This is a genomic window from Xenorhabdus thuongxuanensis, from assembly GCF_001908095.1.
GTDB classification, from domain to species: Bacteria; Pseudomonadota; Gammaproteobacteria; order Enterobacterales; family Enterobacteriaceae; genus Xenorhabdus; species Xenorhabdus thuongxuanensis.
Window position 1 is genome coordinate 1 of record NZ_MKGR01000013.1, and the last position, 15,243, is coordinate 15,243.

General features: G+C 42.0%; 14 protein-coding genes and 1 other annotated feature. Of the genes, 4 read left to right on the forward strand and 10 right to left on the reverse strand.

Annotated elements, in window-relative coordinates:
• Positions 1-470: 470 nt before the first annotated feature.
• The 3 genes from clpB to rluD all read right to left on the reverse strand — a co-directional run bounded on the left by clpB (position 471) and on the right by rluD (position 4,887).
• Positions 471-3,044, reverse strand: coding sequence for an ATP-dependent chaperone ClpB (clpB, locus tag Xentx_RS10140; RefSeq protein ID WP_074020131.1), 2,574 nt, complete (start codon positions 3,042-3,044; stop codon positions 471-473).
• Between the two features lie 129 nt (positions 3,045-3,173).
• A complete protein-coding gene (gene yfiH, locus Xentx_RS10145; RefSeq protein ID WP_074020132.1) occupies positions 3,174-3,905 on the reverse strand; it encodes a purine nucleoside phosphorylase YfiH in 732 nt (243 codons plus the stop codon).
• A 4-nt stretch (positions 3,906-3,909) separates the two neighbouring features.
• A complete protein-coding gene (gene rluD, locus Xentx_RS10150; protein ID WP_074020133.1) occupies positions 3,910-4,887 on the reverse strand; it encodes a 23S rRNA pseudouridine(1911/1915/1917) synthase RluD in 978 nt (325 codons plus the stop codon).
• 147 nt (positions 4,888-5,034) lie between these two features.
• On the opposite strand from rluD, the gene bamD reads away from it, so the two are divergent.
• The 3 genes from bamD (at position 5,035) to pheA (ending at position 8,030) form a co-directional block, all read left to right on the forward strand.
• Positions 5,035-5,757: an outer membrane protein assembly factor BamD gene (bamD, locus tag Xentx_RS10155; RefSeq protein WP_208607569.1), complete on the forward strand. Its 723-nt coding sequence runs from the start codon at positions 5,035-5,037 to the stop codon at positions 5,755-5,757.
• A gap of 480 nt (positions 5,758-6,237) precedes the next feature.
• Positions 6,238-6,570 carry a ribosome-associated translation inhibitor RaiA gene (gene raiA, locus Xentx_RS10160; RefSeq protein ID WP_047771873.1) on the forward strand — a complete coding sequence of 111 codons (333 nt, stop codon included), beginning with the start codon at positions 6,238-6,240 and terminating at the stop codon, positions 6,568-6,570.
• Positions 6,571-6,693: 123 nt separating this feature from the next.
• Positions 6,694-6,820: a sequence feature (Phe leader region), on the forward strand.
• 55 nt (positions 6,821-6,875) lie between these two features.
• Entirely contained in the window at positions 6,876-8,030 is a 1,155-nt protein-coding gene (gene pheA, locus Xentx_RS10165; RefSeq protein WP_074020135.1) for a bifunctional chorismate mutase/prephenate dehydratase, read from the forward strand.
• A 46-nt stretch (positions 8,031-8,076) separates the two neighbouring features.
• Here the strand turns inward: pheA and tyrA are convergent, their stop codons facing one another.
• From tyrA to ffh, 7 genes are all read right to left on the reverse strand, one after another.
• Positions 8,077-9,198 carry a bifunctional chorismate mutase/prephenate dehydrogenase gene (gene tyrA, locus Xentx_RS10170; protein WP_074020136.1) on the reverse strand — a complete coding sequence of 374 codons (1,122 nt, stop codon included), beginning with the start codon at positions 9,196-9,198 and terminating at the stop codon, positions 8,077-8,079.
• A gap of 5 nt (positions 9,199-9,203) precedes the next feature.
• Positions 9,204-10,298: a 3-deoxy-7-phosphoheptulonate synthase gene (locus Xentx_RS10175; RefSeq protein WP_074020137.1), complete on the reverse strand. Its 1,095-nt coding sequence runs from the start codon at positions 10,296-10,298 to the stop codon at positions 9,204-9,206.
• 395 nt (positions 10,299-10,693) lie between these two features.
• Complete coding sequence (gene rplS / locus Xentx_RS10180) at positions 10,694-11,047, reverse strand: 50S ribosomal protein L19 (RefSeq protein WP_074020138.1); 354 nt, start codon at positions 11,045-11,047, stop codon at positions 10,694-10,696.
• 65 nt (positions 11,048-11,112) lie between these two features.
• Complete coding sequence (gene trmD / locus Xentx_RS10185) at positions 11,113-11,865, reverse strand: tRNA (guanosine(37)-N1)-methyltransferase TrmD (RefSeq protein WP_074020139.1); 753 nt, start codon at positions 11,863-11,865, stop codon at positions 11,113-11,115.
• Positions 11,866-11,902: 37 nt separating this feature from the next.
• The gene (rimM, locus tag Xentx_RS10190; protein ID WP_074020140.1) at positions 11,903-12,451 is read right to left on the reverse strand and encodes a ribosome maturation factor RimM; all 549 of its coding nucleotides are present in this window, start codon (positions 12,449-12,451) and stop codon (positions 11,903-11,905) included.
• A gap of 18 nt (positions 12,452-12,469) precedes the next feature.
• The gene (gene rpsP, locus Xentx_RS10195) at positions 12,470-12,718 is read right to left on the reverse strand and encodes a 30S ribosomal protein S16 (protein WP_074020141.1); all 249 of its coding nucleotides are present in this window, start codon (positions 12,716-12,718) and stop codon (positions 12,470-12,472) included.
• 137 nt (positions 12,719-12,855) lie between these two features.
• Positions 12,856-14,217: a signal recognition particle protein gene (gene ffh, locus Xentx_RS10200; protein ID WP_074020142.1), complete on the reverse strand. Its 1,362-nt coding sequence runs from the start codon at positions 14,215-14,217 to the stop codon at positions 12,856-12,858.
• Between the two features lie 198 nt (positions 14,218-14,415).
• On the opposite strand from ffh, the gene Xentx_RS10205 reads away from it, so the two are divergent.
• Complete coding sequence (locus tag Xentx_RS10205; RefSeq protein WP_074020205.1) at positions 14,416-15,207, forward strand: cytochrome C assembly family protein; 792 nt, start codon at positions 14,416-14,418, stop codon at positions 15,205-15,207.
• Positions 15,208-15,243: the final 36 nt, after the last annotated feature.

Genomic DNA, 15,243 nt, shown 5'->3' on the forward strand with positions numbered 1-15,243 from the left:
AGCCATGATCAAACTCTTCAATTAAAAGTTTGATGCTCAAAGAATTCTACTGTTAGTTCGTAATGAATTAACTGTCAGTCACTCTTCAAGACTTTAAATCTTTTTGCCTTTCGGCTTGGATAAGTGTCTTGCGAGTGCCCACACAGATTGTCTGATTAATTTGTTAAAGAACGTTGGCAACCGGAAGTGGCCTTCGGGTTGCGAGGCTGCGTATCTTACGCTATCCTCTTATTGTGTCAAGCCTTATTTTTCAGGGCCTTTCACGTTGTCATCCCGACAGGTTTGTGTGTTTGTCGTGACAACGGAAGCGCATTATAGGGAGTTTTGTGATACTGGCAATAGTTATTTTGAAAAAAAGCCTCAACCGCTTATTTATCACCCAAAAAGCCCTGATTTGGTGTTTTTCCAATCTACAAAAAGAAAAAAGAGGTGCAAAAAACACCTCTTAAAAACTTTCTAAGTAATCAATATCATTGTGTTGCAACAATACGATTGTCTTCTAACTCTAAAGTCACTAATTTACCTGGGATCAATTTGCCAGAAAGAATTTGCTGAGCCAGCGGATTTTCAATCTCTTGCTGGATAGCCCGTTTCAATGGACGAGCTCCATATACAGGATCGAAACCAGCTTCGCTTAGTTTTTCCAGTGCTTGAGATGTTATCTCCACCTGATAACCGTGCTCTTCCAAACGCTGATATAAACGTTGCAATTGAATATTTGTAATAGATTTCAGATGCTCTTTTCCTAATGGGTGGAACACAACAACTTCATCAACACGGTTAATAAACTCAGGTCTGAAATGATGACCAACTACTTCCATCACCATATTTTTCATACCCACATAATCCAATGTACCAAAACGTTCTTGAATCATATCGGAACCTAAGTTGGAGGTCATAATCACAACCGTGTTACGAAAATCAACTGTTCTTCCCTGACCATCAGTCAAACGGCCATCATCCAATACCTGCAACAAGATATTGAAAACATCTGGGTGAGCTTTCTCTACTTCATCCAGCAAAATGACAGAATAAGGACGACGGCGCACCGCTTCCGTCAGATATCCCCCTTCTTCATATCCAACATATCCGGGAGGCGCTCCCACCAACCTTGAAACTGCATGTTTTTCCATAAACTCCGACATATCAATGCGTACCATAGCATCATCACTGTCGAATAAGAAATTAGCCAACGCCTTACACAATTCTGTTTTACCCACCCCAGTCGGCCCCAAGAACATGAAAGAACCAATCGGACGATTGGGATCAGATAATCCCGCTCTGCTACGACGAATTGCATTCGATACAGCATCAACAGCTTCATTCTGCCCTATTACGCGCTTATGCAATTCTTGCTCCATGCGCAGTAACTTATCTTTTTCACTTTCCAGCATTCTGGATACAGGGATCCCTGTCCAGCGTGCGAGTATTTCAGCGATTTCAGCATCTGTGACTTTGTTACGCAGCAGCTTCATATGACGATTTTCTGCTGTTGTTGCTGTTGCTAAACGTTTTTCCAATTCCGGAATTTTTCCGTACTGAATTTCAGACATTTTAGCCAAGTCACCGCTACGGCGAGCTTTTTCTAATTCAATACGGGCATTTTCTAATTCAGCCTTAATATTCTGAGTACCACTAAGTTCAGCTTTCTCCGCTTTCCACTCTTCTTCCAATTCAGAATATTCACGTTCTTTTTCTGCTAATTCTTCGTTCAGCATCTCTAAACGTTTTTTACTGGCATCATCAGACTCTTTTTTCAGTGCCTGCTGCTCAAGCTTTAATTGAATAACGCGGCGCTCAAGGCGATCCAACGCTTCTGGTTTAGAATCCATCTGCATACGCAGGCTTGCCCCTGCTTCATCAATCAGATCAATGGCTTTATCAGGTAGCATACGATCAGAAATATAGCGATGAGATAATGTTGCAGCCGCCACGATTGCCGGATCAGTGATTTGGACGTGATGATGCAATTCATATCGCTCTTTCAATCCACGTAAAATAGCAATCGTATCCTCAACCGTAGGTTCTGCCACATAAACTTTCTGGAAACGACGCTCTAAGGCCGCATCTTTTTCTATATACTGACGATACTCATCAAGTGTTGTTGCCCCAACGCAATGCAGTTCTCCACGAGCCAGAGCAGGTTTTAACATGTTACCAGCATCCATTGCACCTTCGGCTTTACCAGCTCCTACCATGGTATGCAATTCATCAATAAATAGAATGACTGAACCTTCCTGTTTGGCAAGATCGTTCAAAACACCTTTCAAACGCTCTTCGAATTCACCACGGTATTTAGCACCAGCTAATAACGCTCCCATATCAAGAGACAGAACACGTTTATTTTTCAGCCCCTCAGGAACTTCACCATTGACAATACGCTGTGCTAAACCTTCAACAATCGCGGTCTTCCCAACCCCTGGCTCACCAATGAGAACAGGGTTATTTTTGGTTCTTCGCTGCAATACCTGAATAGTTCGACGAATTTCTTCATCACGCCCAATCACAGGATCTAATTTACCTTGTTCGGCTCGTTCAGTCAGATCAATGGTATATTTCTTTAATGCTTGACGCTGATCTTCTGCGCCATGCTCATTCACTTTTTCACCACCACGCATTTGTTCTATTGCCTTAGTGATTTTATCTTTAGTTGCACTCGCAGCTTTCAGCATGTCACTTAATGTTCCACGTTCTTCTATCGCTGCCAGGACAAAGAGTTCAGAAGAAATAAAGTTATCACCGGCTTTTTGTGCAAGTTTGTCACACAGGTTTAAATAACGTCCCAGTTCGTTGGATACTTGCACATCTCCACCATTGCCTTCTACTTTCGGCAATCGGTTCAGAGCCTGATTCAGTTGATTATTGAAGCTTCCCGTATCCACCCCTGCCGAGGCCAATAAAGGACGTACTGAACCGCCTTCTTGATTAATTAATGCACTCATCAAGTGGATAGGTTCTATAAATTGATTATCACGCCCTAATGCGAGAGATTGGGCGTCAGCGAGAGCAAGCTGGAATTTATTGGTAAGACGATCCAGACGCATAACACCTCCAATACTGGTCAGAATTTGCTACTGGAGACTAGATAAGGTCATTCCTTAAATATTCAAGGTCTTCTGAAAAGTTAATTGGAAACTTACCGCTATACGCCAAAGATCGTCCTGTAAAGTAGGTTATCGCAACCAGATTAAAGTTGCCATTCGCCCTGTATTACCATCACGACGATAGGAGAAAAAGTTTTTTTCCTCCGTGACAGTACATGCGGTTCCACCAAAAATCTCTGTGATTCCTACTGACTGCAATTTTAATTTAGCCAGTAAGTAAATATTTGCCAGAAACTTGTCACCATAAGGCGTGAAAGCTTGTTCTAGATCAGGATTGTTCGTAATGAAAGCCTCCCTAACCTCACTTCCTACCTCAAATTTTTCAGGGCCAATAGCAGGCCCCAACCACGCACGGATCATGCCAGGTTTTGCGCTAAATCGAGACACGGTATTCTCCAACACTCCGGCACATAATCCGCGCCATCCTGCATGAGCCGCTGCAACTTCATCACCAGAAATACTACAAAAAAGAACTGGCAAACAATCTGCTGTCATCACAGCACAAACCTGATCAGGTATATTCGTGTAAACGGCATCGGCCTGATTATTCACCAATGGATGACCATCAAGTGTGATAACATGCGTTCCGTGTACTTGCTCCAACCATGTAGGCTGCTGCGGCAATTGGGCATATTCAACCAACAGCGTTCTATTCCGTTCCACGTATTCTGGAACATCCCCAACATGATTACCCAAGTTTAAACTGTCATATGGGAGTTGGCTTATTCCACCAAAACGGGTAGTACTGCAAGCGCCAACATTATCAGGCTGTGGCCAGTCAGGAAAAATCAGTGGCGTCATTTACCTACCAATCCATCTCGTCTTTGAAAGTCTCAGCATCCACTTTCATCACTTCAATCAACTTAACCATATCGTCCGGTAATGGAGCATGCCATTCCATCTCAATTCCAGTGATCGGATGGTAAAGACGTAACATGGTTGCATGCAATGCCTGGCGATCAAAATTGCGCATCACTTCGCGAAATTCGTCAGAAGCCCCTTTTAAGGGACGAGGGCGTCCACCGTACAGAGGATCACCCACCAACGGGTGTTTTATATGTGCCATATGCACACGAATTTGGTGTGTTCTGCCTGTCTCCAAACGCAGACGCAATCGAGTATGTGCCCGGAAATGTTCCATAATACGGTAATGGGTAACAGCAGGTTTACCCATAGGGTGTACTGCCATGTGTGTGCGTTTTGTTGGATGACGGGAGATAGGTTCTTCTACCGTTCCTCCAGCCGTCATACGTCCCAAAGCAACCGCTTCATATTCACGAGTTATTTCACGTAATTGCAAAGATTCTACCAACCGCGTTTGTGCCGGAACGTTTTTTGCCACAACCATTAGCCCTGTCGTATCTTTGTCAAGACGATGAACAATACCTGCGCGGGGAACATCTGCAATTTCAGGATAATGATATAATAAGGCATTCAACACTGTACCGTCAGGATTACCTGCTCCCGGATGAACAACCAAATCACGTGGTTTATTGATTACCAAAATATCGTCATCTTCATAGACAATATTCAGTTCGATATCCTGAGGCTCCCAACGTGCATCTTCTTCAATGATAGCGTCAACGGAGATTTCTTCACCTCCCAGGACTTTTTCTTTTGGTTTGCTAACTAATTTGCCATTAACTTGAACTTTATTATCCAAGATCCACTCTTTTATACGTGACCTGGAGTAATCAGGGAACAATTCAGCCAAAGCTTGATCTAAACGTTGACCAAGCTGAGATTCAGCGACTATTGCATTAAGTCGGATTTGTTGTGCCATATATAACTTCTATATTTTACGTTGAGTTTTGACGGCGAAGCCGTTTCATTTAAAATAGTGTGCTATTGTAACCCCATATTTTGCCGGGAGCTTCACGGACAGTCTCCCAGAAAACACTCAGAGGATAATCAACACGTGATGATTCGCATGAAATATCTGGTGGCAGCGACCACATTGAGCCTGGTTCTATCTGGATGCTCCAGCAATAAGGATGCTGTTCCTGATATCCCGCCATCTCAAATTTATTCAATTGGGCAGGAAAAGCTGCAAGAAGGTAACTATAAAGCGGCTATCAAGCAATTGGAATCCCTCGATAACCGATATCCTTTTGGCCCGTACTCTCAGCAAGTTCAGCTTGATCTGATCTATGCCTATTACAAATCAGCGGAATACCCACTGGCTCTCGCATCCATTGACCGTTTCATGCGCCTGAATCCAACCCATCCTAATATCGACTATGTGCTCTATATGCGTGGTTTAGTCTCGCTAGCTTTGGATGACAGCCTATTACAAGGCCTTTTCAACATTGATCGATCAAATCGTGATCCTGAACATGCCCGTGCTGCATTCCGTGATTTCAACCAACTGGTGCGCTATTATCCAAACAGTCAGTATTCAACTGATGCTACCAAGCGGTTAATATTCCTCAAAGAACGTTTAGCCAAATATGAACTTGCTGTTGTGCAATATTACACTAAACGCAGTGCTTACGTGGCTGTCGTCAATCGGGTAGAACAGATGCTACGAGACTATCCTGATACTAATGCAAGTCGGAAAGCACTCCCTTATATGGAATTAGCTTATAAAGAATTAGGATTGACGGCTGAAGCCAATAAAGTGGCACAACTGATCGCTGCCAACCCCGTATAAAATCTCATCCCATTAAATTTGAATAGGTGATCGAAAACAGCAGCTAAATGGCTGCTGTTTTTATATCTATTGCTATTGTTTTTATCTAATAGTGAAGCTGCTAGGGTTATATCGTTGCCAAGAATATCACTGCTGGGAGTGTGATTTTTGTAAGACTTGCCTTTTTATTCTATTTAGTTAACCAACAAACTGAATGCATTCGCACATTTTGGTCATATTTGGCTGTATCTTCATTATTTTTACCCTGAAAATAATTCATTTCTTGTAACTATAACTCTATTTAATAATCCCATAACTGACCAATAATGACGCATAACTCCTCCCTTAGCAACAAATATTCTCCATATCTTCCTTGGCTATCACAATTCCGTCACTTACTGCCAAAATCACCCAATAAAAGTGATTTAGATCATTCTTTTTATACAAAATGGCGCTATGCTGAATACATCAAAGACGGAGTAACATCAAAGAGGTAACTATATGTTAGTGAATATTACCAGCAAACAAATGGAAATTACCCCCGCAATTCGTAGCCATGTAGAAGACCGTCTAAGTAAGTTGAGCAAATGGCAAGTCAATCTAATCAATCCACATATCGTACTATCAAAAGAGCCGCAAGGATTCTTGGTTGATGCCACAATTGGCACACCGAATGGCACGTTAGTGGCTAGCGCCAAACATGAAGATATGTACGCAGCAATCAATGATCTGTTGACAAAATTAGAACGCCAACTCAATAAAGTGCAGCATAAAGCTGAAGCTCGCCGCACAGACAATAGTGTTAAAGAGTCCAATCTCAACTTAGAAGTATAATTTCCCCTGATTCTTATCCTAACGCGCTCAATGAGCGCGTTTTTACTGCCTGTTGACACTCCAAGCTAAATAGGTTAATTAAAATACATTATTGAAACCATAAAGTAATGTGCTAACAGACTAAATGATTATCAAACCGTGTTTCTTATTTTTCTTTTTTTTCACCTTCTCATAAGGAGGTTATTTCGTTTTAAAAAAAATTTAAGAAGACGAATAAAAAGCCTCCCATCAACAGGGAGGTTTTTTTGTTTTACTGATCCACGATGCACAGGCTACACTCATGATAAGAATGTCAGGAATATATTATGGAACGAGATTTAGTTAGTTTACGAGAAGAAATTAGCCATATTGATGCAGAATTGCTGGATTTGCTTGCTAAACGCCGAAAATTAGCCAGTGACATCGCCCAGACAAAACTGCACGATAATCGCCCTATCCGAGATAAAAACCGTGAACGAGAGTTATTAGGCATATTGATTGATAAAGGAAAATCACGTGGATTAGATGGATTTTACATTACACGATTATTTCAAATGATCATTGAGGATTCTGTTCTCACTCAACAAGCGTTATTACAGCAACATCTGAATCAGACACCTTACGATTCTGCCCGTATTACTTTTCTGGGGCCAAAAGGTTCATATTCTCATATTGCAGCTCGACAATTTGCTGCCCGTCACTTTAATCAGTTGGTTGAGTGCAGTTGTCACAAATTCTCAGATATTTTCTCACTGGTTGAGATTGGTCAGGCTGATTATGGCATCCTGCCACTGGAAAATACCAGCTCAGGGGCAATTAATGAGGTTTATGATTTATTGCAACATACCCCCTTATCCCTTGTTGGAGAGATAACTCTACCAATCAACCACTGTCTATTGATTACGGGACAAACTGACATATCAAGGATAAAAACCGTCTATAGCCATTCCCAACCTTTTCAACAATGTAGCCAATATCTCAATAAATATCCTGACTGGAATATTGTCTACTGTGAAAGCACTGCTGCTGCTATGCAAAAAGTAGCTGAACTTAACTCACCAGAAATAGCCGCATTAGGCAGTGAGGCTGGCGGTGCTTTCTATGGATTACATGTTTTAGAAAACAACTTGGCAAATCAGCAAGAGAATAGTACTCGCTTTATTGTTGTTTCCCGCAAATCTATTGACGTATCCGAGCAAGTTCCGGCTAAAACCACTTTCATTATGTCAACCGGACAGCAAGCAGGAGCACTGGTTGATGCTCTTATTATCCTAAAGAAACACGATATCCCCATGAGTAAATTGGAGTCTCGCCCAATAAATGGCAAACCGTGGGAAGAGATGTTTTATATTGATGTGCAAGCCAATCAGCGTTCCATAAAAATGCAACAAGCATTAAAAGAGCTGACAAAAATCACTCACTTTCTGAAAGTGTTAGGATCTTACCCATCGGAAAATGTTATTCCTATTGATCCTATCTAAAGTAAAAGACAAAACCGGATGAAAATATCCGGTTTTAAAATGAAATCTATACTCGGTTGTCATTAGCCTGCTGCAAAAGCACTCGACTTTCCTTCATAAATCGGGTTGCTTCATCACCAAACCAATCAGTTACCTGGTTAAAGTTCTCAATAAAAGCTGACTTATCTTGATGTTCCAATATTTCCAATGCCTGCCCGAAACTTTGGTAATACCGACGGATAAGTGCAATATTTTCGGGACTAGACATAATAATATCAGCATACAGTTGAGGATCTTGTGCGAATAATCGTCCTACCATCGCTAGCTCTAATCGATAGATCGGCGAAGATAATGAAAGCAATTGCTGTAAATCGATATCTTCTTTTGCAAGATGCCGTCCGTAAGAAAAAGTAGTGAAATGGCGCAGTGCCTGGATGAATCCCATATTTTTATCATGCTTTTCTGCGGTAATTTGATGCAATCTCGCTCCCCATACCGATATCTGTTCCAAAAACCATTGATACGATTCTGAATGACGTCCATCACAATACACTACTAATTGCTTAGCAAAGCTACCTACATCTGGTCCAAACATAGGATGCAACCCTAAAACAGGTCCTTGATGTACTTCAAGCATCGCATTTAATGGTCTTTGCTTGATTGAAGCCAAATCAACTAAAATGCACTGTTCTGGTAAAGGAGGTAATCGACGAATAATTTTCTCTGTCAAGTGGATGGGAACACTAACAATCACCATCCCTGCCCCAGCTAATATATGTTCGGCGTTATCCCAATCATCAGCTTCTAGCACCTTGACTTCATAGCCAGACAGCGTCAATAATCGACTGAATAATTGCCCCATTTTGCCTAAGCCACCTACAATGACTACAGGCCCCAAATGAGTACCGAGTTTTTTAAAGCCTTTGTTATTTTCATTGACATAAGACTCTCGCATAATTCGACGTAAGATATCTTCAATCAAATCAGGCGGAATTCCCATGTTTTCCGCCTCCTGACGGCGGGAGGACAACATGTCTGCCTCCCTATCAGGAGCATAAATCGGTAAGCCAAGCTGACTTTTAACTTCACCAACTTGTGCTACCAGATTCATTCTTTTCGCTAGCAAGGATACTAAGGCTTTATCTACCTCATCAATTTGAGTTCTCAGTTGTGATAATTCTGCCGTCATATTGATTATCCTGCTTTTTCCATCATTACATTTCGATTAGCCAAATAAGGGGCGATTTGTTGATGCAGTTTTCTCAATATTTGCTCCGTAGTCTGCCAGCTAATACAAGCGTCAGTTACCGAAATACCATATTTCATATTAGAACGAAGCTGTTCGGAGGATTGATTACCTTCATTGATATGGCTTTCCAACATAATCCCAATGATGGATTGATTTCCGGACATAATCTGTTCAGCAACAGAATCCACAACAATACTCTGGCGACGAAAATCTTTATTGGAATTACCGTGACTGCAATCAATCATCAGTGATGGTATCAACCCTGCTTTAATCATTTGGCGTTCACAATCAGCAACATGTTCTGCACTGTAATTCGGTACTACACCGCCACGCAATATCACATGTCCATTCGGATTACCCTTAGTTTGTAGCAAACAAACTTGGCCTGACTGATTTATCCCCATAAAGCGATGAGGCATTGCTGCTGCTTTCATGGCGTTAATTGCGGTATTCAAATTACCATCTGTGCCATTTTTAAATCCGACTGGTACAGATAGCCCTGATGCCATTTCACGATGAGTTTGAGATTCAGTTGTTCTAGCGCCAATTGCTGACCAGCTAAATAGATCCCCTAAGTATTGTGGATTATTGGGATCAAGTGCCTCATTAGCCAAAGGCAATCCCATTTCTACCAGGTTCAACAACAGGCGACGGGCAATATGCAGCCCCGCATCCATATCAAATGAACCATCCATATAGGGATCATTAATTAGCCCTTTCCAACCAACGGTTGTACGAGGCTTTTCAAAATAGACACGCATAACAATATACAGACAATCACTCAATTCAACAGAAAGCGCCTTCAAACGGCGAGCATAATCCAGAGCAGCATCCACATCATGAATTGAACATGGACCACATACCACTAATAAACGAGGATCACGATGCTGAATAATGTCAGCGATGGTATTACGCGCGTTTGTGATGGCATGTCGATCATGGCTATTCAACGGATATTTCTGTTTCAACTCTTCCGGTGTGATAAGGACTTGCTCATCAAGGATGTGAACGTTATTCAGAGCGTCTTTTTGCACGATCATTTCTACCTGCCTTGTCTGTTTAATGTTTGTCTAAGTGTCTGGTGAATAACATACCATGAGACGTAAAGAATACAATCCAAAAACGTAAATATTCACTATAAAATGGAAATATTTTTTTACACACAAATAAAAAAGACTATTTATATTATAGAGATACTAACAATCTGTTGAATTTTATGAGCGGTACCTTCCTTAGGTGAATTAAAGGAAGTTTATTATTAACTACAGCTTTCTTTTACCAGGATTGATTAACGTCAGTGGCACTTACACAGTAGAATATATTTTAATCAGCACGTTGATTGGATTTATGGTAATAACCCTTACCTGGATTACGAATGCAAAAAGGCCAGCATATACGCTGGCCTTTAATAACTTTCAGATGTAGCGAAAGCGTATTATTTTGCGTTCAGACGCTCTTTAATACGAGCTGCCTTACCAGAACGCTCACGCAGGTAGTACAGTTTAGCTCTGCGAACAGCACCACGACGTTTAACGCTGATGCTGTCTACGACTGGGGAGTGAGTCTGGAATACACGCTCAACGCCTTCGCCGTTAGAAATCTTACGAACAGTGAATGCAGAGTGCAGACCGCGGTTACGAATCGCAATAACCACGCCCTCGAATGTCTGCAGACGCTTTTTAGAACCTTCAACGACCCATACCTTAACTTCCAAGGTGTCACCCGGACGGAATGAAGGTACATCTTGCTTCATCTGCTCTTGTTCAAGTTGTTTAATAATGTTGCTCATAATAACTCTCTTACCCTAGGTAAACTGATATATCAAAGACATTCCCTCAACGGAATGTATCTGGATTAATTCGTTGCCTGATCTTGATATTCCCGTTGGAATTCAGATAGCAACATCCTTTGCTCGTCAGTCAGAGCTAGGTTTTCTAGAAGTTCGGGCCTTCTTAACCAGGTTCGGCCAAGCGACTGTTTCATTCGCCAGCGATTAATTTCAGCATGGTTTCCCGACAGCAAAACTGGGGGGACTTCCATACTATCTAACACTTCAGGGCGAGTATAATGTGGGCAATCCAACAATCCATCAGCGAATGAGTCTTCTTCTGCCGATGCTTGACGCCCTAATACTCCCGGAATAAACCGCGATACCGAGTCAATCATCGTCATTGCAGGAAGCTCTCCCCCGCTAAGAACGTAATCACCGATAGACCATTCTTCGTCAATTTCGGTTTGGATGATACGCTCATCAATACCTTCATAACGCCCGCAAACCAGAATTAATTTCTCATTTGCTGCCAGTTCACAAACTCCCTGTTGATCGAGTTTGCGTCCCTGAGGTGAAAGATAAATCACCTTTGCACCATCACCTGCCGAAGCTTTAGCTGCATGAATGGCTTCTCGTAATGGTTGCACCATCATCAGCATGCCTGGACCACCGCCATAAGGGCGATCATCAACAGTACGATGCCGGTCGTAGGTAAAATCCCTTGGATTCCAGCATTCGATACTCAACAGGCCATTTTTTACTGCCCGACCAGTTACCCCGTAATCGGTTATTGCGCGGAACATTTCAGGAAACAGGCTAATAACCCCAATCCACATACTGTGTCCCACTCATTTAAACCGTTTTTATCGGAGATTAAAAACCAGGATCCCAATCTACCTCAATGGTTTTGGTAGCGAGATCGACTTTCTTGATAACCTGCCCATCAAGAAACGGAACCAACCGCTCCTTGATACCGAATGCATCTTTCAGATTTGCTTTTATTACCATCACATCGTTAGAACCCGTTTCCATCATGTCATGAATGGTTCCAAGGTTATAACCGGATGTATTTATTACTTGGCAGCCAATAAGGTCTTTCCAGTAATAATCACCCTCTTCCAGTGCTGGTAACTGGCTACAATCCACCATAACTTCACAGTTAGTGAATAAATTCGCCGCATCCCGATCGTCAATACCTTTGATTTTGACGATAATATCTTGGTTATGGTATTTCCATGCTTCCAGTTCAATGTGTTGCCACTGACCTAAGCGTTGAATAAACCACGGTTGATATTCAAAAATGTCTTCGGTGTGTTCGGTGGAAGAAAAAACTCTGAGCCAACCACGAATGCCATATGCAGACCCTAACTTCCCCAATACAATTGGCTCAACAGGGTGCTTCAGGCCAGATTGTTTGCTCATTGTTACCACCGCGACAGATTAAGCTGCTTTCTTAGCGTCTTTGATCAGTGTAGCAACACGATCAGACACAGATGCACCCAGACCAACCCAGTGTTCGATACGGTCCAGATCTAAACGCAGAGCTTCTGCTTTTCCTGAAGCGATTGGGTTGAAGAAACCAACACGCTCAATAAAACGACCATCACGCGCATTGCGGCTATCGGTCACGACTACTTGATAAAACGGACGCTTTTTTGCGCCGCCACGAGCTAAACGAATTGTTACCATAACATCCTCATTAGTTAGCAAAACAACCAGACTCCATCGAGGAATGGAGTCCGGCTGTCCATTTAAAAGCCCGAAAATTTTACTCACTTTGGCGCAAAAAGCAATCCAAAGAACATCTTCTTTCGCAACTTTGTTGATTATCGCCCCATAAATCCCGGTGGCAGCATACCTTTCATGCCTCGCATCATTTTTGCCAAACCACCTTTCTTCATCTTTTTCATCATACGCTGCATTTCATCAAACTGTTTCAGCAAACGGTTGACGTCCTGCACTTGTGTACCTGATCCCATCGCGATACGGCGCTTACGGGAACCTTTGATGATTTCTGGTTTTTCACGCTCTTTACGGGTCATGGAATTAATGATGGCTTCCATTTTAACCAGAACCTTGTCATCCATTTGGGATTTGACAGCATCAGGGATCTGCGACATTCCCGGCATTTTGCTCAACATACTAGCCATTCCGCCCATGTTACGCATCTGTTTAAGCTGCTCAAGAAAATCACTTAAATCAAAGCCATCACCTTTTTTCAGCTTAGATGCCAGTTTTTCCGCTTGGGTACGATCAACTTTGCTTTCAAGTTCTTCGATCAGTGAAAGCATATCCCCCATACCCAGAATGCGGGATGCAATGCGATCAGGATGGAAAGGCTCTAATGCATCCGTTTTTTCACCAACGCCGAGGAATTTGATAGGCTTACCAGTGATATGGCGGATAGAAAGCGCAGCACCGCCACGCGCATCACCATCTACTTTGGTCAGCACAACCCCTGTTAATGGCAATGCTTCATTGAATGCTTTTGCTGTATTTGCCGCATCTTGACCCGTCATTGCATCAACAACAAACAGGGTTTCAACAGGATTAATAGCCGCATGAACTGCTTTGATTTCATCCATCATAGCTTCATCAACATGCAAACGGCCTGCTGTATCGACTAGCAATACATCATAGAATTTCAGCTTAGCATGTTGGATCGCTTTATTGACAATATCAACAGGCTTTTCCTGTGGATCAGAAGGGAAAAAGTCAACTCCAACTGTTTCAGACAAAGTTTCAAGCTGTTTGATCGCCGCTGGTCGGTATACGTCAGCAGAAACAACCAAGACTTTTTTCTTGTTTTTCTCTTTTAGCAACTTACCTAATTTAGCAACGCTGGTTGTTTTACCTGCACCTTGTAAACCAGCCATAAGAACCACTGCAGGAGGCTGTGTGGAGAGGTTCAGTTCACTGTTAACCTCTCCCATCGCCTTAACCAATTCATTTTGAACGATTTTGACGAATTCCTGACCTGGGGTCAGACTTTTGTTAACCTCATGCCCCACAGCGCTTTCTTTGACTCGTGCAATAAAATCACGCACGACAGGTAATGCAACATCCGCTTCGAGCAAAGCCATACGAACTTCGCGCAGCGTATCTTTAATATTATCTTCAGTCAGCCGTCCTCGACCGCTGATATTGCGCAATGTGCGCGATAGTCTGTCAGTTAAATTATCAAACATTGTCTCAGCTCAGATATCTACAAGTGGGTCTACCTGTAAGGCAAATTTCGCAAATTATAGCACGATGATTATGTGATCTCTGCAAAGAGATTCCCAAGTATGATTAACAACGGTTGGAGGCTATTCCTGCTAGCGGTATACTTAAATTTCAGGTTCAATCCATACCCAATGGATTCCATTGCGAAAACAATAAACGTTATGCTGATATTTTCAATTATTGCTTTACTTGCCTATCTCATTAGCCTGACGCTCATCGTGCCAGGTTTATTGCGCCAACAAAACAGTTATCAAAAACTGGCACTTTCTTTTGCCATTGTAGCGTTAGTCGCTCACGCGATTGCATTAAAATACCAAGTTTTTCATGTTAGCAGCGGGCAAAATCTCACTTTATTGAATTTAGGTTCAATTGTTAGCTTGCTTATGTGCATCATCATGACAGTCGTCGCTTTCCGTGGACGTGCATGGTTTTTACTGCCGATTGTTTACAGTTTCTCCATGATCAATTTGATACTGGCTAGCATGATGCCGGGAGAATTTATTACTCATCTTGAAGATAGTATCGAATTATTTATTCATATTGGGCTGGCATTACTTGGCTATGCTACTTTACTCATTGCAGCGCTTTATGCATTGCAACTTGGTTGGTTGGATCATCAGCTTAAAAAGAAAAAACTCACATTTACCTCTGGTATTCCTCCATTGATGACAATTGAGCGGAAAATGTTTCACATTACCCAAGTTGGTGTAATTTTACTAACATTGACGCTATGTACTGGCATCATGTACATGGATGATATTTTCAGTAAAGAAAACATCCATAAATCTATTTTATCTATTATTGCATGGTTTGTTTACGTTATTTTGCTTTGGGGACATTATCATGAAGGATGGCGTGGCAAGCGTGTTATTTGGTTCAATTTGATTGGCGCATTTATTCTAACACTTGCTTTTTTCGGCAGCAGGCTATTGCAGGAAATGATGGTTTATTAATAAGTTAATTTATCATCACCGATTTGTATCCTTATT